Annotated in this window: 20 protein-coding genes and 2 tRNA genes; 14 read left to right on the forward strand and 8 right to left on the reverse strand. The window is 55.4% G+C overall.

The genetic code is table 11. The annotated features are described in order from the left end of the window. Window positions 1-472 precede the first annotated feature (472 nt). The 10 genes from rfbF to R3F00_RS09260 are packed head-to-tail and all read left to right on the forward strand — an operon-like array spanning window position 473 to window position 9,701. Window positions 473-1,243, forward strand: a complete 771-nt coding sequence (rfbF, locus tag R3F00_RS09215) for a glucose-1-phosphate cytidylyltransferase (RefSeq protein WP_371281486.1) — start codon at window positions 473-475, stop codon at window positions 1,241-1,243. Further along, on the forward strand, window positions 1,225-2,328 hold the full coding sequence (rfbG, locus tag R3F00_RS09220) for a CDP-glucose 4,6-dehydratase (protein WP_371281487.1): 1,104 nt from the start codon (window positions 1,225-1,227) through the stop codon (window positions 2,326-2,328). The genes rfbF and rfbG overlap by 19 nt, the downstream gene beginning before the upstream one ends. Next, window positions 2,325-2,888 carry a dTDP-4-dehydrorhamnose 3,5-epimerase family protein gene (locus tag R3F00_RS09225; RefSeq protein ID WP_371281488.1) on the forward strand — a complete coding sequence of 188 codons (564 nt, stop codon included), beginning with the start codon at window positions 2,325-2,327 and terminating at the stop codon, window positions 2,886-2,888. The genes rfbG and R3F00_RS09225 overlap by 4 nt, the downstream gene beginning before the upstream one ends. Continuing rightward, window positions 2,885-4,123 (forward strand): methyltransferase domain-containing protein, encoded by a 1,239-nt coding sequence (locus R3F00_RS09230; protein WP_371281489.1) that lies wholly within the window; start codon window positions 2,885-2,887, stop codon window positions 4,121-4,123. The genes R3F00_RS09225 and R3F00_RS09230 overlap by 4 nt, the downstream gene beginning before the upstream one ends. After that, a complete protein-coding gene (locus R3F00_RS09235; RefSeq protein ID WP_371281490.1) occupies window positions 4,120-5,247 on the forward strand; it encodes a DegT/DnrJ/EryC1/StrS family aminotransferase in 1,128 nt (375 codons plus the stop codon). The genes R3F00_RS09230 and R3F00_RS09235 overlap by 4 nt, the downstream gene beginning before the upstream one ends. Continuing rightward, window positions 5,240-5,899 (forward strand): formyltransferase family protein, encoded by a 660-nt coding sequence (locus tag R3F00_RS09240; RefSeq protein ID WP_371281491.1) that lies wholly within the window; start codon window positions 5,240-5,242, stop codon window positions 5,897-5,899. The genes R3F00_RS09235 and R3F00_RS09240 overlap by 8 nt, the downstream gene beginning before the upstream one ends. Continuing rightward, complete coding sequence (locus tag R3F00_RS09245; RefSeq protein WP_371281492.1) at window positions 5,890-6,609, forward strand: WbqC family protein; 720 nt, start codon at window positions 5,890-5,892, stop codon at window positions 6,607-6,609. The genes R3F00_RS09240 and R3F00_RS09245 overlap by 10 nt, the downstream gene beginning before the upstream one ends. Beyond that, window positions 6,596-7,375, forward strand: coding sequence for a cephalosporin hydroxylase family protein (locus R3F00_RS09250; protein WP_371281493.1), 780 nt, complete (start codon window positions 6,596-6,598; stop codon window positions 7,373-7,375). The genes R3F00_RS09245 and R3F00_RS09250 overlap by 14 nt, the downstream gene beginning before the upstream one ends. Window positions 7,376-7,397: 22 nt before the next feature. Further along, window positions 7,398-8,153, forward strand: coding sequence for a class I SAM-dependent methyltransferase (locus tag R3F00_RS09255; protein WP_371281494.1), 756 nt, complete (start codon window positions 7,398-7,400; stop codon window positions 8,151-8,153). 18 nt (window positions 8,154-8,171) lie between these two features. Next, window positions 8,172-9,701 (forward strand): lipopolysaccharide biosynthesis protein, encoded by a 1,530-nt coding sequence (locus R3F00_RS09260; protein WP_371281495.1) that lies wholly within the window; start codon window positions 8,172-8,174, stop codon window positions 9,699-9,701. On the opposite strand, the gene R3F00_RS09265 is transcribed toward R3F00_RS09260, so the two are convergent. Together R3F00_RS09265 and wecB are read right to left on the reverse strand one after the other, a co-directional pair. Continuing rightward, window positions 9,687-10,775 (reverse strand): glycosyltransferase family 2 protein, encoded by a 1,089-nt coding sequence (locus R3F00_RS09265; protein ID WP_371281496.1) that lies wholly within the window; start codon window positions 10,773-10,775, stop codon window positions 9,687-9,689. The two genes, R3F00_RS09260 and R3F00_RS09265, sit on opposite strands and share 15 nt — an antisense overlap. 52 nt (window positions 10,776-10,827) lie before the next feature. Further along, the gene (wecB, locus tag R3F00_RS09270; protein ID WP_371281497.1) at window positions 10,828-11,964 is read right to left on the reverse strand and encodes a non-hydrolyzing UDP-N-acetylglucosamine 2-epimerase; all 1,137 of its coding nucleotides are present in this window, start codon (window positions 11,962-11,964) and stop codon (window positions 10,828-10,830) included. A 135-nt stretch (window positions 11,965-12,099) separates the two neighbouring features. Between wecB and R3F00_RS09275 the strand changes: the two genes are divergently transcribed. Beyond that, window positions 12,100-13,191 (forward strand): glycosyltransferase, encoded by a 1,092-nt coding sequence (locus R3F00_RS09275; protein ID WP_371281498.1) that lies wholly within the window; start codon window positions 12,100-12,102, stop codon window positions 13,189-13,191. Window positions 13,192-13,349: 158 nt separating this feature from the next. Here the strand turns inward: R3F00_RS09275 and R3F00_RS09280 are convergent, their stop codons facing one another. Next, entirely contained in the window at window positions 13,350-14,570 is a 1,221-nt protein-coding gene (locus R3F00_RS09280; protein WP_371281499.1) for a glycosyltransferase, read from the reverse strand. After that, on the reverse strand, window positions 14,560-15,408 hold the full coding sequence (locus R3F00_RS09285) for a glycosyltransferase family 2 protein (protein ID WP_371281500.1): 849 nt from the start codon (window positions 15,406-15,408) through the stop codon (window positions 14,560-14,562). The genes R3F00_RS09280 and R3F00_RS09285 overlap by 11 nt, the downstream gene beginning before the upstream one ends. Before the next feature lie 142 nt (window positions 15,409-15,550). Here R3F00_RS09285 and pilB point away from each other — a divergent pair, with 142 nt between their 5' ends. The 3 genes from pilB to R3F00_RS09300 all read left to right on the forward strand — a co-directional run bounded on the left by pilB (window position 15,551) and on the right by R3F00_RS09300 (window position 19,670). Beyond that, window positions 15,551-17,278 carry a type IV-A pilus assembly ATPase PilB gene (gene pilB / locus R3F00_RS09290; protein WP_371281501.1) on the forward strand — a complete coding sequence of 576 codons (1,728 nt, stop codon included), beginning with the start codon at window positions 15,551-15,553 and terminating at the stop codon, window positions 17,276-17,278. A gap of 3 nt (window positions 17,279-17,281) precedes the next feature. Then, the gene (locus R3F00_RS09295) at window positions 17,282-18,559 is read left to right on the forward strand and encodes a type II secretion system F family protein (protein WP_371281502.1); all 1,278 of its coding nucleotides are present in this window, start codon (window positions 17,282-17,284) and stop codon (window positions 18,557-18,559) included. 241 nt (window positions 18,560-18,800) lie between these two features. Then, window positions 18,801-19,670 (forward strand): A24 family peptidase, encoded by an 870-nt coding sequence (locus R3F00_RS09300; RefSeq protein WP_371281503.1) that lies wholly within the window; start codon window positions 18,801-18,803, stop codon window positions 19,668-19,670. A 179-nt stretch (window positions 19,671-19,849) separates the two neighbouring features. Here R3F00_RS09300 and R3F00_RS09305 read toward each other — a convergent pair whose 3' ends face one another. From R3F00_RS09305 to R3F00_RS09320, 4 genes are all read right to left on the reverse strand, one after another. Further along, window positions 19,850-22,582, reverse strand: a complete 2,733-nt coding sequence (locus tag R3F00_RS09305; protein ID WP_371281504.1) for an FG-GAP-like repeat-containing protein — start codon at window positions 22,580-22,582, stop codon at window positions 19,850-19,852. 319 nt (window positions 22,583-22,901) lie between these two features. Beyond that, a tRNA-Val gene (locus R3F00_RS09310) sits at window positions 22,902-22,976 on the reverse strand. 83 nt (window positions 22,977-23,059) lie between these two features. Then, a tRNA-Thr gene (locus tag R3F00_RS09315) sits at window positions 23,060-23,135 on the reverse strand. A 117-nt stretch (window positions 23,136-23,252) separates the two neighbouring features. Next, window positions 23,253-23,657, reverse strand: coding sequence for a type IV pilin protein (locus R3F00_RS09320; RefSeq protein WP_371281505.1), 405 nt, complete (start codon window positions 23,655-23,657; stop codon window positions 23,253-23,255). Window positions 23,658-23,668 lie beyond the last annotated feature (11 nt).

A 23,668-nucleotide genomic window follows, 5' to 3' on the forward strand; every position in this document is an offset into this window, starting at 1 on the left:
ACTTCCGAGCCTGGGTTCATCCGTGTAGCCAAGACCCGAACCGGGAGGCAAGTGTTCGGAGCCTGTGGCAGCACAATGGCAACGGCGCTGTTCGGGAGGGAGCATGTGAAACGCCCGACTTCAGGCAAGTAGTCCATGAATATTCCGGTGAATTGGGGAGGGCTTGTCCCCAAGAAGCCCCGCCAGAGAAAGGTCGATGAATCGGAATTTGGATCGACAGGTAAAATGGAGCAAGATCGGCACATCGGGCTCAGCTCCTTGCCATGGCATAGATCAGATGAATGCAGCATCAGCAATCCGCTACGAAAACACAGACGGCTTCTTGCCGCTCGTCGGTAGTACTGGCCCGTCGCAAGTCGCGGCACTCTTGTTCCGTAAGGTGAATGATGCGCGACATTGATCTGCCATCTTCCGAAAAGGCATCCGTCTACCCGGCCGTGGCGACCCCGTCGAATCCAATGGGGATGTACAGATGAAAGCGATCATCCTTGCCGGTGGGTTGGGTACGCGAATCAGCGAAGAGACGTCGGTCAGACCCAAACCCATGATCGAGATAGGTGGCATGCCAATTTTGTGGCACATCCTCAAGATCTACTCCCACCACGGCATCAATGACTTCGTTATCTGTCTTGGCTACAAGGGCTTTCTGATCAAGGAATACTTCGCCAATTATTTCCTGCACATGTCGGATGTGACTATCGATCTGGGCAGCAACAGCATGGATGTGCATCACAAGCATGCCGAGCCATGGCGGATAACCCTGGTAGATACTGGCAATGACACCCAGACCGGCGGTCGGCTCAAACGGGTTTCCAGCTACCTCGAAGACGAATCATTCTGCTTCACCTACGGAGATGGACTGTCGGATGTCGATGTGGGAGAGATCATCGCATTCCATCGCGCCAAGCAGACCCTGGCCACGGTATGCGCCGTACAACCTCCGGGCCGTTTCGGTGCACTCGATATCAACGAAGGCCGGATTACCCGCTTCGAGGAAAAGCCTTCAGGCGATGGATCGTGGATCAACGGCGGTTTTTTCGTACTCGAACCTGGCGCACTCGACTACATCGATGGCGACGCCAGTGTCTGGGAACGAACGCCGCTGGAATCGCTGGCTCGGGACGGGCAACTCTCAGCATACACGCACCATGGATTCTGGCAGCCCATGGATACTCTGCGCGATCGGACCAAACTGGAAGAGCTTTGGCGCAGTGGAGTAGCGCCGTGGAAAGTCTGGCCTTGAGAGCGCTGTTCAATGGCGCATTCGCCGACAGGCGCGTGCTGGTGACCGGCCATACCGGCTTCAAGGGGTCGTGGTTGTGCCTATGGCTGGACGCGATTGGCGCGGAAGTCACTGGAATGTCATTGCCAGACGAAGGCACGCAAGCACATTGGCCGCTGCTGAAGCTCGACAAAGTGCGCAGTCTCGCAATTGATCTGCGAGATGCTGCCGCAGTGCGCGAAGCAATGGAGGAAATCCGCCCAGAAGTGGTGTTCCACCTGGCTGCACAGTCACTGGTCCGCGTGAGCTATCGAGACCCCGCGACGACATTCTCCACGAATGTCGCAGGCCTGGTAAACCTGCTGGAAGCGGTGCGAAGCTGCGATTCGGTGCGCGCGATGGTCAATGCGACAACCGACAAGGTCTATCTTGAAATGAATGAAGCGCGCGGCTACCGCGAGACGGACGCACTTGGCGGACATGATCCATACAGTACGTCCAAGGCATGTGCCGAGCTGATCACCGAGTGTTACCGGAAGAGTTTTCTTGATTCGATAAGGCCCTTTTTACGAGTCGCGACAGCTCGGGCCGGCAATGTGATTGGCGGCGGCGACTGGGCAGAAGACCGCCTGGTGCCGGATCTGGTACGTTCCTCTATCGCCAGTGTCCCGCTACGCATCCGAAATCCTCACGCGATTCGCCCGTGGCAACACGTGCTTGAGTCCCTTTCCGGATACTTGAGTCTGGCGCAAGCCTTGCTGGATCGAAAGTCTGCAGAAGGTTCGTGGAACTTCGGTCCCGACGAGAGTGCCGCCCTCCCTGTCTGTGATCTGGTCGCACAATGGATGTCTCAGTGGCCCGGTGCACAAGTTGAATCTGCCGATGGCTGGCACCCGCATGAGGCGGCCGTACTATTGCTTGATTCCAGCAAAGCGGCCAGGGAGCTTTACTGGAAACCGATCTGGAAAGCCGAAACCACAATTTGCCGCACCATCGACTGGTACAGAAACTACTATCAAGACGGGATCCTCAAAAGCCGAGACGATCTAGCGGCCTATGTCGACGATGCGACGGCGGCCAGGCTCCATTGGGCGATTCCGTCGTGAGCAAGAAGCTCTTCCTGCAGCAAACACCATTGGCGGGCTTGACCGTGATCACGTCAACGCCGGCGGTAGACTCGCGTGGGCGCCTCGAACGATTGTTCTGCGAGGATGATCTGGCAAGTCTTCAACCTGGAATTCACTTCACTCAGATCAACCTATCTGCCACTGCCAGGCAAGGCACGGTGCGAGGGATGCATTTCCAGCGTCCCCCCTCTGCCGAGGCGAAGTTGATTCGATGCCTCAGCGGGCGCGTATTCGATGTAGCCGTCGATCTACGTGTCGGCTCGCCAACCTGGCTGCAATGGCATGCAGTCGAATTGGATTCCGGCGCTTCGCGACAGATTTTCATCCCCAAAGGCTTTGCTCACGGATTCCAGGCACTTACCGATAATGTCCAGTTGCTGTACATGCATACAGCCAGCTGGAACAGCAATGACGAAGGTACATTGCGGCATGACGACCCATCGCTGGCGATAGATTGGCCACTTCCTGCCATTGGAATATCAGAAAGGGATCAGTCAGCGGCATTGATCGACGAACATTTCGTGGGTATCGAAGCATGAGATGTCGTTTTTGCGACAGCAATCTGGATGATCCAGCGCTGGACAACGTTTTCGTCGACCTCGGCTCGGCGCCGCCCTCAAATGCATTCGTGTCCAGCAAGGCCTTGAGCGAACCAGAAGTCCATCTGCCACTCAAAGTCCGCACATGCCCACAATGCCTGCTCGTCCAGGTCGACGAAATACAGTCTCATACTGAATTGTTTGCGCCTGACTACGTCTACTATTCATCGTACTCACGCTCCTGGTTGGAGCACGCGGAGCGGTTTGTCTCCCTGGCGGCGTCGCGCCTGCAGCTGGATTGCAACAGCCTGGTGGTCGAGGTGGCATCGAATGACGGCTACCTTTTGCAGCATGTACTGACTCGCGGCATTCCGTGCGTTGGCATCGAGCCTACCACCGGTACGGCGCACGTGGCGCAGGGAAAGGGGATAGATACCGAAATTGAATTCTTCGGGCTCGATTTCTCCCGTGATTTCGTAATCCGCCGTCGGCAAGCTGATCTGGTCATCGCAAACAACGTGCTTGCACATGTGCCCGATCTCAACGATTTCGTTGCTGGACTGGCTCAACTACTCGCGCCGGAAGGAAGTATCACTGTCGAATTTCCACACTTGCTCCAATTGGTCAGCAAATGTCAATTCGACACGATCTACCACGAACATTTTTCATATTTTTCGCTTCACGTTGTACGTACGGTGTTTGCGGCGCATGGTCTGCGCATCTGGGATGTTGAGGCACTATCTACTCACGGTGGTTCATTGAGGATTTGGGCAGCCCATGAGGCTGGAGCACAAGTTGAAACCGCTGCTGTAGCCAGGACGCTGTCTGAAGAAGCGGACGCCGGCATGCTCAAGATGGACTACTATCGCGGATTCCAGGCTAAAGCCGACCATACAAAGAACGAATTGCTTCGCTTCCTGTTGCAACAGAATGGGAATGGCCGAAAAGTTGTTGGCTACGGTGCTGCGGCAAAGGGCAACACCCTTCTCAACTACGCTGGCGTGCGGCCAGACCTTCTGGCATACGTGGCTGATGCTTCACCGTACAAGCAAGGCCGGTACCTGCCAGGCTCGCGAATCCCAGTCGTCGCCGAGGATCACTTGCGGGCTAATCGCCCGGAATTTGTCTTGATCCTCCCCTGGAATTTGCTAGATGAAATAGTCATGCAATTAAGCTATGTCCGCGAGTGGGGAGGGCAGTTTGTCATTGCCGTACCGAAACTGACTGTTCAATGAATAACTTAGAAAAATCACGAATTTACTACACTAAACCATCGATTACGGAACTCGAGGTGGAGTATGCAACGGATGCGGCGAAAAACGGTTGGGGCGAGCACTGCTACGATTATATCCATCGGTTTGAAGAGTTGCTTCGCGCACATCTCGGCGTCAAGCATGCAATTGCTACATCCAGCGGCACGGGCGCACTGCAACTCGGGATGGCCGCGATGGGTATCGGTCCCGGCGACGAAGTCATTCTGGGTGATATCAACTGGATCGCGTCAGCGGCCCCAATTCACCATCTTGGCGCCAAACCTATTCTGGTAGATGTTCTGCCGGATACCTGGTGTCTGGATCCTGCGGCGGTAGAAAAAGCGATATCCGCCAAGACCAAAGCAATACTGGCTGTGCACCTCTATGGAAACCTGTGCGATATGGACGCGCTCCAAACAATAGGCCTTGAGCACGGAATCCCCGTAGTTGAGGATGCCGCAGAAGCCATAGGCTCTATATGGCACGGCCGCCGAGCTGGCTCAATCGGGAAATTCGGCGCGTTCTCATTTCATGGCACGAAAACCATCACAACCGGTGAAGGGGGGGCCTTCGTAACCAACGATGCCAAGCTCCACGAACGTGCGATGACATTGTCCAACCACGGACGCAGGCGAGGAGAGACGAGGCAGTTCTGGCCGGAAACATTTGGCTTCAAGTTCAAAATGGCTAACGTCCAGGCAGCAATTGGTTGTGCCCAACTGGAGCGGGCAAATCACCTGATCTCAGGAAAACGTCGAGTATTTACCTACTATCACGATTCACTGAGTCATCTGCCCTTGCGCATGAATCCAGAGCCCATCGGAACCGTCAATGGCTACTGGATGCCAACAGTAATAGTGGAGAAAGACGTTTTGTTCGATCGTGACGTGCTATTGGATGAATTCAGAGCCAACAATATCGACTGCCGCGTTTTCTTTTGGCCACTTTCTTCGACTCCACCCTTCTCTTCCCAAGCAATTCATGAAACAAGCACTTCGCTTTCGGCTCGTGCATTCAACCTTCCGAGCTATCAGGACCTGACTGTTAGCGAACAGGATAGGATAATCAGCATTGTTCATGATGTCATCCGCAACAATCATGAGTAGCGAGATTGCGCAGCCATTGTTGGGCATTATTGGATCCAGTGGCGGCGCATGCCTCAAAGCAGCAGCGCAGTGCCTCAAGCAGGCGGGAATCGATCAGCGCTGGGCGGTATTAACGGATAGAAACTGTGGGTTATCGGACTGGGCAACCAGCGAATCCGCTGTATCGCGCATTCTCCCATACCAGGGAGTTCATCATTTCTCCGCTCATGCTCAAGACTTTTTTTCGAAACTGGGGGTAAACAAGATACTGCTCTTCTATACGCGAAAGATCGGCGCTCCACTCATTGACGCGTTTGAAGTTTGCAACATTCACCCCTCTCTGCTGCCTGCGTTCCCTGGACTGGGCGCCTTGCGCAGAGCAGTGAGCACTAACCCCAAGGCACTTGGATCAACACTTCATTTTGTCGACGAAAACCTGGATACAGGCAAGATCATCATGCAGGTTAGCAGCCCATTTCAAACCAATTCTTCAATCACGGCTGCTGAGCGAATCAGCTACCTGCAAAAGATCTGGCTAACCCTCTACTGGCAGAACGGCATGGTCAGGACATCACCCTACTTGCAAGATCAAGTGGAGATTGAGTTTGAGCGCTATAGAGATGAGCTCGGATTTCATTTGCCAATTTGCGCGGAGCTGCATAGATGCGCATAGTTATTTCGCAGCCCATGTATTTTCCTTGGGTAGGGTTGCTAGAGCAATTGAGACTAAGTGACATTTTTGTGCACTATGACGATGTTCAGTTCGCACGTGGTTTCTATAACAGGGTGGAAGTTAAAACCAAAGATGGCATGCGCTGGATGACAGTTCCCCTTCAAAAGGTTCGGCGCGGCAATCATTTGACTGAGATTGTCCCAGACAACAGCAAGAACTGGCGGGATGAGCATCGCAGAATATTGAGTAGCGCGTACGCCAAGGCGCCTTTCTACGAAGACATGATGGATTTGTTTGATCGTGCCTCATGCATCCCAGCAGAATCCATTGCAGATATTTCACGTGCCTCAACAATGGTGCTTGCGGAGTACTTTGGCCTCGACAAGGGGCGCGCGTTCATCAACTCGTCGACTCTCGGGGTAAGTGGAACCAGCAGTCGACGGTTATTGGATATCTGCTTGCACTTGGGCGGTACTGAATACATAACAGGCCATGGCGCTCAAAACTATCTTGATCATTCCTTGTTCGAAGAAAAGCGAATAGCGGTCGAGTACATGAATTATCTTTGCAGGCCCTATCCCCAGGCCCATCCGCCTTTTACGCCGTATGTCACATCGCTGGACCTTGTCGCCAACTGTGGCCGAGACGGCCTCCAGTATATTTGCTCGGGCACCCTCCGATGGAAGGAGTTTCTTGATGAATCCAAATGATGCTTTCAAGGCTGAGGTCATGCGCAATATCGAGCAACTCAAGAACAATCGCGAGTTGCGCGAAGCCTCGCTTGAATGGGTAGCCGAAATAACACCTAAGCGTTACGCGTACAACTTCAATTGGCTGGGGCGCCCGATCATCCAGGTTCCGCAGGATATGGTGGCTATACAAGAACTTGTCTGGAGGGTCAGGCCTGACCTAATTGTCGAGACCGGCATCGCGCATGGAGGCTCTTTGATCATGAGTGCATCTCTGCTAGCCATGCTCGATTATTGTGACGCAGTTGCTAGTGGGGAACTCTTGGACCTGCAAAGACCAAAGCGAAGAGTGCTCGGAATTGACATCGATATTCGTGAACACAATCGGGAGGCAATTCTTGCACACCCGATGTCACATCGCATCGATATGCTACAAGGTTCATCGATTGCGCCCGACATTGTTTCAAGGGTTCACGCTGTTTCGCAAAGTTTCGAACGGGTAATGGTATTGCTGGATTCCAATCACACGCACGACCATGTACTAGGCGAACTTCAGGCTTACGCACCGCTTGTAACCAGCAATAGCTACTGCGTAGTGTTTGATACTGTTATAGACGTTTTGCCGCATGGATCATGTTTAGATAGACCCTGGGACATCGGCAACAATCCAATGACGGCGGTTCGTGAGTTTCTGCGCACCAATGAGGACTTCGTCGTGGATGAGGACATCGAGGCGAAACTATTGATAACCGTTGCGCCTCACGGATACCTTCGCCGAAAGGGCTAGCCCAACTGGAGATTCCTCGACTATGGGTACCGACAAGGACTGGGAAAAATGGGGGCGTGACGACCCGTATTTCGGTGTTCTTAGCGACGAGAAGTACAGGTCGGAACATCTGTCGGATGAAAACCTGGCTGACTTCTTTGCCTCCGGCGAGGAGCATGTCCGCATGATCATTGACACGATCAGAGGACATTTCTCACGAGAGTTTGTACCGGAATCAGCGCTGGATTTCGGTTGCGGTGTTGGTCGCCTGCTAATTCCTCTGGCGCGCGTGAGCAAGCGGGCCACAGGCATTGATGTGTCTTCCTCCATGTTGGAGAAGGCCCGGCAGCACTGCGCCAGACTAGGCATCGAGAATGTCCAACTCGCTTTGTCAGACGACGCTCTCAGCAGAATAAAAAGTTCGCATGACCTGATTCATTCTCATATTGTTTTTGCGCATATTCATCCTTCTCGCGGAATGAAGGTCATGCAGCGACTGGCCGAAAAGGTGAGTCCCGGCGGATTCATGGCCGTGCAATTTCTCTATGCATGCAATGCACCTGGTCTCATCCGTGGCATGGTGAACCTGCGATATCGGATTCCCTTGCTCAATGCACTGCGCAACATGTTGCGCGGTCGTCCTGTCAAGGAGCCTGCGATGCAATTGCATGTCTACAATCTCCCCGCGATACTGCAATTCCTCAATCGTTGCAATTTTGGCGAGGCGCTCTTGATCACGGACCGCTTCGACAATGACACGTTCGACTCGGCGATACTCATCGCGCAACGCTCCTGGTAACAGCAGTAGCCCTCACCAATGCCCCGTCTCCGCGACAACGTACTTGCAAACTACGCGGGGCAAGCGTGGGTAGCAATCATGGGCGTTGCGTTCGTGCCCGTCTACTTGCGATTGCTGGGGATCGAACAATTCGGCTTGATTGCGTTCATGCTGAGCTTGCAGACGATTTCATTGCTACTCGACATGGGAACTGGAGTTTTCCTGGGGCGCGAGCTGGCGCAACGCGCGCACCATGCAGACAGGCGAGATAGCATCCGGCAATTGATTCGGAGCTTTGAATGTCTGATCTGGCCGACGGCGGCTCTCATTGCGATACTCATCGTATCCACTAGCGGAGAAATCGCCTCGCACTGGCTCCATCCCGAGCAGCTAGGCAAGGAAACAACCACGAAAGCGGTCGGCATTATCGGTCTGGTAGTGGCCCTGTTGTGGCCAACCGCATTCTATGCCTCGGCGCTTTCCGGCCTTGAACAGCAGAAAAAGCTGAATGTACTCGTCGCGGTCTTTGCCACACTGCGTTATGCAGGAGTGGTCCCGGTACTTCTCTGGAGCAACAGCGGGTTACTGGGATTCTTGTGGTGGCATTGCCTGATAGCTGGTTTGCAGAGCATCTGCAGCGCCATGGTGTTGTGGCGGCACTTGCCACAGTCCGCCGAACGCACCAGGTTCCAGCTTTCGGAGATTCTTGGCGCAAGACATTTTGCGCTCGGCGTATTCTCCATAACGGCGCTGGGCCTGATCCTGTCGCAGATGGATAGACTGGCGATGTCCGCGCTGCGCCCGCTTGAGGAACTCGGCTACTACGGTGTGGCGCTAACGATCAGTGGTGGCCTCGGCAGGCTGGTTCAACCCATGTTTGCCGCGATCTATCCAAGACTCAGCAAACTCGCCGGTTCAGACGACCAGCTCAGGGTGTCCGAGCTATATCACTTGTCCAGCCAGATTGTTGCAGCCGTTGTCGCAGCGGTTGCCGGTGTAGTTTGCATCTATTCCGAGTCAGTATTGAGACTTTGGACTGGCGATTCAGTGCTCTCGGCGCAAGTTGCGCTACCCCTGACGCTTGTGTTCGCAGGCACGGCTATCAACGGTGTCATGAACGTCCCATACGCTCTGCAACTCGCACATGGATGGACGCGACTTGCCGCCTTGAGCAACCTGGTGGGAATAATCCTGTTTGCGCCCGCTTTCGTGCTTGCAGTCGAGAATCATGGAATGACGGGAGCTGCCGCAGTCTGGCTGGCTGTCAACGTCACGTACCTGGTATTCATTGCCCCTCTCTTGCATCGTCGCTTGTTGCGCGGCGAACTCGGGCTTTGGTATGCGCAAAGTGTACTGCAGCCATTTTCAGCTGCGTTCGGCGTTGTTCTGGTTGCGAAATGGCTCTACCCTTCAATTGATCGGACAATCGGCGGTGTGACGTGGATTTCCGCTACAGGACTGATCGCACTTACCGCATCGCTTCTTGTATCACAGGGATTCAGAAAACTGCTGATTGCATACCTTCGTCAGATGCGAATCGAGCGAACTGATAGCTCATTCAAGCCGTAGCAAGTGGCCGAAACTCTTCTGCAGTTCTCTTCGAGAATTTACGATCCCCTTCTCCAAGCCAGCATAGAGCTTCCTGAAAACGCGGAAAAAACCGGGAATATGCTCGCAACCGACAGACAGACTCCGAAGAACCCACGGGCGCAGATACCCGGAGTAGCTTTCTGACAAGGCTAGCGACGCGTCCTTCGCGAAATCCGTACGCCCGTTCGCCAGCGCGTTCACTCCGCGACGAAACAGCATGCGTTGGGCATCTGCATGCAATGCGGCGAGCAACTTGTGTCGATCAGACGCGCTGAGAGACTCCAAATTGGCCATGTTCTCAAACATTTTCAACCAACCCGGCCAGAATGAAGATAGAGGCTGCGTCGCGCTGAATGAATCAGAATTGATGCTGAACACCGCAGAAGGATGCTTTTCGACGAGGAAGGGAAATCGGGCTCCCAAGCGCAACGTGTAGTCGAGATCGGCTGGCCCAAGCGTTTCCGGATCAATGAAGCCAAGCAGGTCCAGCAGTTCCTTTCGAAAGACGATACCTGTCCAGGTCGGGGCCAAACCACCCGTCATGGTCAGCACGCCTTCCGGCGGGTAGAACATTCCCTCTCGAGGCCATCTGTCCAGCCTTGCATCCCAGATTGTTCCTCGTTCATCCACATTGAGCGTCATTCCAACCCAGAACATTGCATCCGGATTCGCAGCCAATCCGGCTAGCGCACGCCGATAAAAGTCAGGCAACAAATAGTCGTCATCAGACAGTATCGAGAAGTATGGCGTTTCCACCCTGCGCACCCCGAACTCGAAGTTTGCCTGCGCGCCGATATTCTTCGAATGACAGTGGTAGTGGACTCTGTTGTAGTCCCTTGCGAGATCCGCCACGACATTGCCGGTTTCATCGCCCGAACAATTGTCGAGTACTTCTATACGGAGATTGACCTCTTCCTGATCGACGGCACTCTGGATCGCCCGACGCAGCAGACTTGGCCTTCGGAACGTTGGAATGATCGTCGTAATCTCCGCGCCAGCGATCGAAATGTCCGAAATGCTCTCAGTCATACTGTTCTCTAGCATCGCAGCCATGCTGGACTCGCGACCACATACGTTTCACGTCAACGGACGAGTGCCGCCGGCTTCACCCAGCATTCTGTCCCTGCGCAAGCAGGAAACTCTTCAATGCGTGTGAAATCCTCGGGGCAGCATGGCCATCCCCAAAAGGTGAACCACCCTGGACCATCCGCCCATAGCTGGCTGGGTTATCAAGCAGTTCGGTGACCGCGTCGACAATTTGATCACATTGCATTCCTACCAGTCTGGCAACACCCGCTTCGATAGCTTCCGGCCGCTCGGTCTCAGCGCGAAGTACGAGTACCGGCTTGCCCAGTGCCGGCGCCTCCTCCTGCACGCCTCCAGAATCCGTCAGGATGATATATGCCCGCTTTAGAGCCCCGACAAACTGGGCATAATCGAGCGGGTTGCAAAGAACGATGCCCCGTTGGTCGGTCAGTCGGGAGCGAATGGTGCCAGAAACAATGGGGTTTGGATGAACCGGAAGCAGAAACTCGATGTCATCGCGACGAGAACAGAGCTCAAGTAGTGCATCGCAGATTGACCCAAGCGGCTTCCCGAAGCTTTCTCGGCGATGAACAGTTACCAGTATCAGTCGTTTGTCTGTTTGGATGGGCAAATCGATATCTGCGTTTCGCGCTGACTGGTGGAACAGCGCATCGATAACCGTGTTCCCGGTTACCATGACTCGATCTGGCTCCACCCCCTCTTTGAGCAGATTGTCGCGTGCGCGCGCTGTCGGTGCAAAATGCAGGTCGGCAAGGTAGCTGGCCACAACCCGATTCATCTCCTCCGGAAATGGAGATTTTCGGTCATGAGTGCGCAGCCCTGCCTCCACGTGGGCGAAGGGAATTTCCCGGTAGAAGCAGCACAGGGCAATTGCAAATACAGTAGTCGTATCACCCTGTGCTATCACCAGGTCGGGCGCCTCGTCTCCGAGAACCTGATTGACCTTCTCGATCATACGCGCCGTAAGTGACGCCAATGACTGTCCGACTTGCATGATATCCAGATCGATGTCCACGAGAATCTCGAACTGCGCAAGCACCTGATCGAGCATTTCCCTATGCTGAGCTGTAGCCATTACACGCACGTCGGCCCAGCCCTCTGAGCGCAGCTGCCGGATAACGGGCGCCATCTTGATGCCTTCCGGTCGAGTACCAACCACGCAAAGCAGCTTTCGATGATCGTTGATTCCCCTCATCGTTGTATCCTTGATGCCAGTGACGAACCAATTCTGATGCATGCGTCCCTCTATTCAGAGGCGCATCTCGCTTCCATCGGACCATGAATCGCGGCCCGGACAATCTTGCCGCAACAACCAGAAGTGCAACACACCTTGCGAATCCTGCATCTCGCCAAAAGACGTTATACCAACAAGGACGCGCTTGCCGAACGCTTCGGGCGCGTTTACCAGCTTCCCTTGTATTGGTCCGCCCGCAATCATCAAGTTGAACTGGCACTGGTCGACTACCACTCCCTCCAGAAAGAGCAGGTAGCCCAGGATGGATTCACTACCCACAGCTTACCCATTCTTGATCCGCTTTCATTCTGGCGGCTGAAGCGAATCGCACGCGCCCTGCAGCCAGACGTGATTGTCGCAAGCGGCGACTGTTTCGTTGGCCTCATCGGCTACCACATCTCTCGGTCGGCCTGTGCCCCCTTTGTGTTCGATGTCTACGACGACTACTCAAGCTTTGGTTCCTACCGTGCATTTCTGGGATGGAATGCACTGGATTTCCTATTGAATCGAGCCGACCTTGTCCTATACGCCAGTCGTACGCTGGCTGACAGACATTTCGCGCGTTCAAAGTGGGTGCTGACGCCAAATGGGGTGGACACAGAAAAATTCAGACCCGGCGACACTGCAACAGCACGGCGAAGAATTGGCCTGGACGGAAATGTCGATACGCTAGTCGGCTATTTTGGCAGCATGGAACGGGACAGAGGGGTCGACGACTTGATTGTCGCAGTAGGGCAACTACACGCTATCGACTCAAACATTCGCCTCCTTCTTTGCGGCACTCTGCGGCCGGACTTGCAACCCTTGCCCCCGTGGATCAACTACATGGGTGTGGTTCCACACGTGGCGATGCCCGACTATCTGAACGCCTGTGACGTGCTGGCCTTGCCTTATCGGAGAAGCCAGATGATGGATATGGGTGCTTCCTGCAAGATAGCAGAGTACCTCCTTTGCGAACGCCCGCTTGTCGCCACACATACACCCAATTTCAGCAGCAACTTCCCGATGCAGGCTGTCGAATTGGGACCCGCCATGTGCTCGCCTGCTGATGCCGCAGATCTTGCTCGGGCGATTAGCCTGCAACTTCAGGAAAGGCGCATATGTTCTCGCCCAGAGGATCACGCATGGCCAACAATTGCGAATAATGTACTATCATCAATACTCGGTCTAGGCGTCCACGACATTTAGATTCTTTCAAGAACTGAAGCTCGAATCATGGAAGCTCGAAGCATGGTCGGAAGACAAAGCTGAACGACTGACTGGGTCGCGGGGATCATGAAGCCAGGGTCAGGACTTGCGAAGGTTGATCAAGACAGGGGCTAGTATTCTTCAACAGGCTACTTGCCTTAGGAGGGCTTCCTGATCAAGTCCAAGAGTACCTTTTCATAGCCCGCAGCCACCGTGGGCCAATCAAATCTTGCAAGCAACGACTTGAAAGCTGCTTCGGCCAAATGCGAGTTCGGGGGTGATTTCAGTATCGCGCATACCTGCTCAGCTATTGAGCGAGGTGAATCTGAAGTGCAAAACTTTACTTGATCCTCGCCGAAAGCACTCCGTGTCGCAGGCAAGTCCCCAACCACTACCGGGCAACCGCATCCCGCAGCTTCAACAGCAACCAGGCCCAATCCTTCCTGGTCGCCACCCGAGGCTTCCACAAAGGGCGCAACAAAAACAGCTGCCCGCCGATACAACGCTGGCAGTTCTGGCTGAGGCACCGAACCGACAAAGCGCACCTTGTGGGTCAACCCAAGGCGCCGGACCTGAATGTTGCGCTCCGCCAATTCCGGTCCGAAACCAGCCACAGTCAGATAGCAAGATGGATATTCCATCAAAATGGCAGGCATCGCGTCTATCAGGTGTTTCAGGCCTTTTTTCTCAACCAGTCTCCCGACAAACAGGATTTCGTCGCGTGAGCGTTTGACTTCCGGATCCGGGGAGAATCGAGAGGAAAGGTCCACGCCCATGGGTTGCACGCTCACATTCCTGACGCCGATTCCGATTCGCTCCAATTCTCTGCACATTGCAGCGCTGACCACTGTCAGGCCATCCGCGTTCCGAGCGACAAAAAGTTTCAGGACCGTCATGATCCTGCCTCGCAATGCGAAGAGATCTGCCCCATGTGAGGTGACAAGAAACGGAGGAAATCGTTTGGACAACTTCGCAAGTATTGCGGCAACAAATCCCTGAGGCAGTAGCCAGTGGGCGTGAATTACATCAACTTGCCGCTTTCGAACCTGGCGCCAGGAATTCCATGCCTGTGCAATCAGGAAGGTCGGTAAAAGCAGCATCTTCCATCGTTGTCGGCGGAGATTGGCAACCATTCCTCCATTGTGAACAAGAGTTTCGAGGCGTCGTGGGGCATACCGGTATCGGATGACCTCCACCCCGTCGAGCACTTCATTGGTCTCGGCACCGGGCGCGCTTGGCACAATGGCGATCACGTGGAATTGATCAGTCAGGCGCTTTCCCAGTTCGTGAACGAATCCGGGTTCGTGGTCGCCCGCCCATCGCGGATAGGTAGACGCAAGCACAAGAAGCGTTGGGCGAGAACGGTTGTCAGATGTCACGACGATATGTAAGCGAAGTGATTTGTTCCGAAATCAACCCGATCAGAAAAGTAATGACTGCTGCGCTGAGGAGCAGCGCGCTCATGTTTGTAAATCGACCATGGACCACAAAAGTGTACCCGTAGTATACGAGACCGAGAATGAAGAACATGGCACTGGTCGGCACGAACAACTTGAGAGGCGAATACAGGGTCGCAATCTTGAAAATGATCAGCAGGAATCTGAGTCCATCTCGGACGGGGCGTATATGACTCTTGCCTACGCGTCTGGCGACTGGAATAGGCTCGTAGGCCACTGCATATGCGCTGCGGAAGAACGCCATCGTGCAGGTGGTTGGATATGAGAATCCGTTCGGCAGCAGATGCAGGAATTCCCGGAATTTGTCAGCTCGCACTGCCCGGAAGCCCGAAGTGAGATCCTTGACCGCGAATCCCGTGATCCGTGTGGCCAGCCAGTTATAGAGCCCGTTGGCCAGACCGCGACTGACACCCGCCTGCCCGGACCAATCCCTTGCCCCGACCACCATGTCGTAGCCCTCGTCGAACCTGGCAAGCAGCTTTCCGACCAGGACCGGATCATGCTGGCCATCAGCATCCATGAAAACAATGGTGTCGCCTCCGGCCGCGCGTGCCCCGCGCTTGATGGCCGCCCCATTGCCCATTGAATAAGGTTGGGACAGGCAAACAACGGCATTTTGCCGACAAATTTCGGGGGTCTGGTCGCTGGAACCGTCATCCACGACGATGATTTCAGCCTCGGGTTGAGCCTCCCTGAGTCTGGGCAGGAGCTCGACCAGGGCTGCGGCTTCGTTCTTGGCCGGCAGGACAATACTGAGCATGGGCCCCTCGGAAAAGGTGGCGTCGGGTCGTTCGCGCCAGAATAAGTGTGGATTGGGCCACTATACTGCCCGGCAGGTGTTCTTTCGGCAACGTATTTGAGGTAGATTCGGCAGTAGTTTCGGGGACTTGCACGACATTCCTATGGCAACACAGTTGAATCCGGGCACATTGGTCGGCCTTTCCGGCATCAGCCGGCGCCTCGTCGCCGAAGGGGTGCTGGGGGAAAATGACGCGCGCAAGGCCATCGAGGATGCCAGCAAGCAGAAAATTCCCATTGGAGCCTGGCTTGCCGAGAACGGGCTCGTATCCAGTGCCCAGATCGCCCTGGCTTCGGCTTTCGAGTTTGGCGTCCCCTTGTTCGACGTGACGGCGCTGGACCTCACCCAGATCCCGATCAAGCTGGTCAAGGAAGAACTGATCAACAAACACAAGGCCTTGCCGCTGTTCAAGCGCGGCAATCGACTGTTCGTTGGCGTATCGGACCCGACCAACCTCCGAGCCCTGGATGACATCAAGTTTCAGTCCAATCACATCATCGAGCCGATCCTGGTCGACGAGCAGCAGCTCGAACGCGCCATCGAGCAGGCTCAGCACGCGACCAGCACTTCCATCGAGGACATGGAAGATACCGAAGGCCTGGAGGATCTCGAGCTAGGCGATGTCGGTGAAGACGAAGGGGGTGGTGGTGTTGATGCCAGCGGGGCCGATGATGCGCCAGTCGTGCGTTTCGTCAACAAGGTACTGGTCGATGCGATCAAACGTGGCGCCTCGGATATCCATTTCGAACCCTATGAAACCAACTACCGGGTACGCCTGCGCATGGATGGCATGCTCAAGCACGTCGCCTCCCCCCCAACTCGCCTGACCCCTCGCATTTCGTCTCGCATCAAGGTCATGGCCGGACTCGATATTGCCGAGCGCCGGGTCCCGCAGGATGGCCGAATCAAGCTCAACCTCTCGAAGACCAAATCCATCGACTTTCGCGTGAGTACTTGCCCTACGCTATTTGGCGAAAAAATCGTCATGCGTATCCTCGACGGTTCGGCCGCGAAGATGGGCATCGACAAGCTGGGCTACGAGGAAGATCAAAAGAAGCTTTTTCTCGACGCCATCGAGAAGCCCTACGGCATGGTGCTGGTGACCGGCCCGACCGGCTCGGGAAAGACCGTCTCCCTGTATACGGCATTGAACATTCTCAATACCGAGGGCCGAAACATCTCAACCGTGGAGGATCCGGTCGAAATTCGTGTCCCCGGAATCAATCAGGTTCAGCAGAACACCAAACGCGGGATGACCTTTGCAGCCGCCCTGCGCTCGTTCCTGCGCCAGGATCCGGATGTGGTGATGGTGGGTGAAATCCGTGACCTTGAAACTGCCGAGATCGCAATCAAGGCCGCACAAACCGGCCACATGGTCTTGTCCACCCTGCACACCAACGACGCGCCGCAAACAATTGCGCGCCTTATGAACATGGGCATAGCGCCCTACAACATCACTTCCTCGGTCACCCTGATCATCGCCCAGCGCCTGGCTCGTCGTTTGCACACCTGCAAGAAACCCCTGGAACTGCCAGAAGCCGCCCTGCTCGCCGAGGGCTTCACAAAGGCCGATATCGAGGCCGGCATGCAATTGCAGGAAGCGGTCGGTTGCTCGGGTTGCAACGAAGGCTACAAGGGTCGGACCGGCATCTACCAGGTCATGCCGCTGACCGAGTCCATCGCAAAAATCATCCTTTCCGGGGGCACGGCGATCCAGATTGCGGACCAGGCCCGCGCCGATGGCATTCGGGATCTGCGAGCATCCGCATTGCTGAAGGCACGCCAGGGCGTTACCAGCCTTGCTGAAATCAATCGAGTTACCAAGGACTAAGACATGGCAACCACGACCGCAACCGCCAGAGCGGGTATCAAGACGAGCGCCGGTAAATCGCGTGCTGCGCTCAGCAAGATGGATACCTACGTCTGGGTAGGACTCGACAAGCGCGGCATCCGCATGAAGGGCGAGATGTCGACCAAGAGCGCCAGCCTGGTCAAGGCCGAGCTCCGCCGACAGGGAATCAATCCGCAGTCCGTCAAGGCCAAGCCAAAGCCACTGTTTGGAAAGACGGGCAAGGCCATCAAGTCTCGAGACGTATCGGTATTCAGCCGCCAGCTCGCGACCATGATGGCGGCAGGCGTACCGATGGTTCAGGGCTTCGAAATCGTTGCAGGCGGGCAGAACAATCCACGCATGAAGGAAATGCTGGTCGATATCAAGACCGATATCGAAGGCGGTTCCGCACTCAACGAAGCTCTCAGCAAATACCCGGTGCAGTTCGACGAACTCTACTGCAACCTGGTCAAGGCAGGTGAATCGGCCGGCGTACTCGATACCGTCCTCGACACGATTGCCAACTATCAGGAAAACATCGAAGCCATCAAGGGCAAGATCAAGAAGGCGATGTTTTATCCGGCCATGGTCTTGTCCGTTGCCGTGCTGGTGTCGGCCATTCTGCTTATCTTTGTCATCCCCCAGTTCGAGACGGTGTTCAAGAATTTCAACGCAGATCTGCCCGCATTCACGATGATGCTGGTGAATCTTTCACGCTTCATGGTAGCGAACTGGTGGCTCATTCTCCTGATCCTGATTGGCTCTGTTTTCGCCCTCATTACCGTCTACAAGCGCTCGGAGAAATTCCAGCATCTCGTAGGTCGCTTTCTTCTCAAGCTTCCCGTTATCGGCGAGATCCTGCGGCAATCAGCCATGGCACGCTTTGCGCGCACCCTTGGCGTGACATTCCGCGCCGGCGTGCCCCTGGTGGAAGCTCTGGAATCGGTCTCGGGGGCCACTGGCAGCGTCGTCTACAACGAGGCAGTAAAACGAATTCGCGAGGATGTCTCGGTGGGTCATCAGTTGCAGCTGGCCATCCGCCAGACCGGCTTGTTTCCGAACATGGTTGTGCAAATGGTGGCGATCGGCGAAGAGTCCGGCGCCCTGGATGCCATGCTCTTCAAGATCGCGGAATTCTACGAGCAGGAAGTCAACAATGCGGTCGACGCATTGGCCAGCTTGCTGGAGCCATTCATCATGGTCATCATCGGCGTGATTGTCGGTGGCATGGTTATCGGCATGTACCTGCCGATCTTCAAGCTCGGCGCCGTAGTGGGTTGATCCAGTCATCCACCAGACCCGGAATGCAGCTCTATGGAAAGGCACCGCAGAAACCTGCCCGATGCCCAATCCGTGTAGGGGCGAGTCCAGGACTCGCCCACTCCTTTTCGGCATTTGGTGAGACAACACAAAAGAGGCAGGTCTGAGGCCCACCCCTGTGCAAGCAGAATGGCAACGCCGGCATCATGTCTGATTCGTGAAAACTGGTATCTTCGCCCTTCATTCCTGACATTCCCGGATTATGGATTTCTCCTGGCTGGAACAACCTGTTTTCCTGATCCCCGTTGTCGCGGTGCTTGGCCTGCTGGTCGGCAGCTTTCTCAATGTGGTGATCTTGCGCCTGCCACTCAGACTGGAGCACGACTGGAAAACCCAGGCCCGCGAATTTCTTGGCCAAGACGAAGCCCAGGCTGAAGCCCCGCCGCCAGATCTCGTGTTTCAGGGCTCGCATTGCATGCACTGCAAACATGCCCTGTCGCCTCTGGACAACATCCCCGTGCTCAGTTTCCTGTTCCTTCGGGGGCGCTGCCGGTATTGCAAGGTTGCGCTATCCTGGCAGTACCCGCTGGTTGAATTGCTCAGCGCTGCGGGCTGCGCAATTGTCGCCTTCAAGCTCGGATTCGGCTGGCCCTTGCTGGCCGCTCTTGCATTTACCTGGATCCTGATCGCGGCATCGGGAATCGATGCACGCACCCAGTTGCTGCCGGATCAGCTAACCCTGCCCTTGCTCTGGCTGGGCCTGCTGCTTTCTTTGGTGCCCGTGTTCGTCGATGCCCCAACTGCAATTCTTGGTGCCGCAATCGGCTGGGCCAGCCTCTGGTCAGTGTTTTGGCTGTTCAAACTGACTACTGGCAAGGAAGGCATGGGCTATGGCGACTTCAAGTTGCTCGGGGCTTTGGGTGCGTGGATGGGAGCGACGGCCCTGCTGCCGATCATTCTGATGTCCTCGCTGATAGGCGCCGTTGTTGGTGGTGCAATCCTGGCGATCAATCGCAAGGGCAAGAACACGCCAATACCGTTTGGCCCTTTCATTGCAGCCGCCGGTTGGGTCTGGTTTGTCTTTGGCAGCGAACTGTCAGCCCTGTATGAGGCATGGTTCCTGGCTGGCTGAGCGACATCAGCGCGAAAATCACTGGACGGCAGTGAGATGGTACTCGGCCCCGGAACTTGACCGGACGTTTCATCGGTGCAGCCGTTTGTCATCTTCCCGGAAAACCCGAAGCCAGCCAGCATCCCAGACGCAGGTGTCCGATATCCTGATACCTGAGAAAATTGCCGTGACGATGTGTGTCAGTCAAAACCATCCGAATAGAGATAGTCGTGCACGATGGTCCCGGTCGCCGGGCTACCGGTCACCTTCACCTGAAATTGGGTATTCAACAAGACGGATATCGAGTCTCCATTGAAGTTGGTGCCTAGAATGTCCGGTTTGCCATCGAGATTGAGATCAGATGCCTTGACTGCCTCGGGGCTCGAGCCGGCTGCAAACGGTTCAGCCGAGGCAAAATCCACGACGAAGCTGCCAGGTTCGGTCGAGTTCAAGAAAACCGAAATCTGATCATCGTATCTGTTTGAAACGAAAAGATCGGGCTTGCCATCGCCGTCGGCATCGGCAACATCAACCGCCACAGCGCCGGAGCCGGATGCAAACAATTGGGCCGCAGCGAACGCTGGCAGCAGGCTTCCTGGCTCCGTGGCATTCAACATCACTGAAAAAGTGTTTGCCTCGGCATTGATGACGATCACATCCTTCCGCCCATCGCTGTTGATATCGGAAACGACGGCAGAGCGCGGCTTTGCGACGTCAAATGCCTGCCTGGGCAAAAAAGAGGCGGTGCTGCTACCGGGAACTGTCGAATTGAGCAATACAGAAAGCTCGTCGTCACTGGTGTTGGAAACAATCAGGTCCGCACGGCCGTCTCCGTTGATGTCGGCACCTACCAGGCCGGTCGGACTTGTACCCGCCCCAAACATTTGTTGCGTCATGAAATCTGGCGCGGCCGTGCCGGCAAGCGTAGCGTTGAGCAATACGGCAACCGCATTCTCCGCAGAACTGGCCGCTGCGATGTCCGGCCTGCCATCGCCGTTGAGATCCGTCGCAACCAATCCAAGCGGACCGGCACCACTGGCGAACGCAACCTGTGGCGAGAAACTGGCGGCACCGTCACCCGGCGTGGTCGCGTTCATCAGCACAGAGGTCGTGCCTTCGTAGTGATTCGAAACGAGCAGGTCGCGTAAACCATCTCCGTTGACATCTGCACTGGCAACAGAGGTCGGGTTGAGTCCTGTGGAGAAAGACTGCATCGAAACAAACTCGGGATCGTACGCTCCCGGGGAGGTGACGTTAATCAGCACCGATACCGAACCGCCAAAGTAGTTTGTGGCAATTGCGTCGGGCCTTCCATCTCCATTGAGGTCGGCAACTTCCGCGGAATTCGTCCCATCTCCTGCAGGGAAATCCTGGTGCACTGTGAATCCTGCTCGTGTGCCGTCGATCGCGGTGGTGTTGAGTGATACGGCTACCGTGCCACCCATGTAGTCAACAGCGATCAGGTCTTCCAGGCCATCGTTGTTGAGATCGGCACTCGCGATTCTGTCGCCTGGCGACGGACCGGAAATCGGCAGCAATGATGAAAAGCTGACGGTGCTGGAGCCCGGGGGCGTGGAGTTGACCAGCAGTTTTGCGGAGTATGGGGCTATATCAAACTTTCCGACGAAGATATCCGGGCTGCCGTCGCCGTTTGTATCTGCTATGGAAAGCCAGTTCGTGAAATTTCCTACCGGGAATACTTGCTGGGGCGCAAATTCCGCTGCATCTGAACCCTCATCCGTGTTGTTGAGCAGAACGGAAACTGTGCCATCTGCCGAATTGGCAGCAACCAGATCCACTTTTCCGTCACGATTGATATCAGACCCGACAACGAATCTTGAGCCGCCGCCAGCCGCGAGAACTACTTGAGGAGCAAAAGTGAGACTGCTAGAACCGGCGTCCGTCATGTTTATCAGTACGGATAGCGTATCGTCTCCCATGCTGGAGACAACAAGATCGGGCTTGCCATCGCCATTGAGATCCGCAGCCGCTATCGAACTTGGAGCCGACCCCGCCGAGAAGCGCTGCTGGGGCGCGAAATCGGCATCCATACTTCCCGCATCCGTATTGTTCAGAAGCACAGAAACACTTGAGTCGGTGACATTTGGGGTGGCCAAATCGAACAAGCCATCTCCATTGAAATCTGCGGTACACGTCGAAAAAGGACTGGATCCGATCGGCGTCGCGAAAAATTCTGCAGCATTGAAGGCAATGGCATTCGACCCGGTCGGCGTTGTGTTCAGTAGTACGTGAACACCGTCATTCGAGCTGTCCCCGAGTGCAACATCGATTTTTCCATCGCCATTCAGGTCTACTGCGACAGGCTGTCTATTCCCTGCCGGAAAGACCTGTGCTTCTAGAAAGCTCAATGCTGATGCACCAGGAACTGATTGATTGACCAGAACTGAAATGGTCTGGTTAGAATAATTTACAACGATGAGTTCCGACTGACCGTCACCATTGAGGTCTGCAGCCGTTGCCGTCGCTGAGAACTGACCCACCAGAAATTCCTGCTGCGGGCCAAAAGATGGTTGTGGCCCGACCCCGGCTGCCCCGTCCAGGTGCAACTGGAACGACACGTCCGGTTCAGCACTCGTATTGGCAACAAGCGGAACCGAAATTGACCCCGCGGATGCGCCGGGCGGGAATGCGAACGTACCGACTGTTTCGACATAGTCGGTGCCAGCATGTGCCGTTCCATCGACAGTTCGAACATTCAGGACCGCTTCATATGTGGTATCCCCCGTTCTGCTGACCGGAAACTGCAGAAGCACAGGCAAACTGCCCGATCCCTTCACTCCGTCGCCCAGGTTGACAGTGGAGGTGTCAGCGTGGCTCAAACCGGCAAAAGACAAGCTGGCCGCAAGAACCAACAACAGGATATGACGCCTACAGACAACCGGGGAGATTGTTTTCATTGTTATTTCTTCCATGTTTGCGGCACCAGTATGCAACCTGGGTATGTGAGATGCCAAGGGCAAGGCGGGCTGAGAGGCAGGTAGACCGCAGGGTGCAAAGGAGAGCCCCTATCCAGACGAGAGCCACAGTCACCCAGATTCTCCCGCCGGATCAGCATCTGGTCGGGAATTCTCTGCGCTAGTGATTCGGCGGGAGCGACTGGATCAACCTGACAGGCTTGCAACCCACGTGCAGGGATCAAGCAATTCGTGGCTCTCGTGCCTACTGACTGCCCGCCGGTCACACGCGCGCCAGAACCCCCTGCTCATGGCCGGCCGCTTTCCCCTGCACGAATGGTGGGCGATAGTGGGATCGAACCACTGACTTCCACCGTGTGAAGGTGGCACTCTACCGCTGAGTTAATCGCCCGGTTGGCAGCTCCTGCTCCTGTCGCTCCCTGAGGAGTCCCTTGACCCGGCACCTGTATGCAGGTCGGCCGTGCCTAGGTGGAGTGGTGCCGGAAATAGGAATCGAACCTACGACCTCATCATTACGAATGACGCGCTCTACCAACTGAGCTATTCCGGCGCAGAAGGGTTGCGGAGTATAGACTCGGACTCTTCCGTCGACAACCCACTCACGCAAACCGATTCTGACTGCAGCAATCGCTGGAGCCGGCTTGCTGTGGCGATCGCCCCGATTGCCCTACCAGCAGCCGGCAACCCCAAGAGTACCCGAGGCTGTTTTTGTGGATCTGCTATCCAGGGTCAAGGTCCCGCACTTTGAGTCCGCGGTCTGGGCTCCCGTAGGGGTAGCGGTGATCGTGAACTGGTTACCTGCGGCCGGTATGTTGTAGGTGAGATTGTAGTAGACATCCCCAGTCCTTGGAGAGCGATTGTACGTACCCACCGGCCACCCTGTGTAGGTGCGGTTCAACGAGAAATACCGCTCCAGCATCTGGCTGTATTCGAGCATGTCCGTCTTGGCCTGGGTACGGCGCGTCTTCTTGACGTGCTCCGTGTAGCTCGGAAGCGCAATGACGGCAAGGATGGTGATCACCACCATCACGATCAGTAGTTCAATCAATGTAAAACCCGTGAGCTTCTTCACCTTCAACTCCT

Origin of the sequence: Dokdonella sp., assembly GCF_041395345.1 — a bacterium.
GTDB lineage: Bacteria > Pseudomonadota > Gammaproteobacteria > Xanthomonadales > Rhodanobacteraceae > Dokdonella.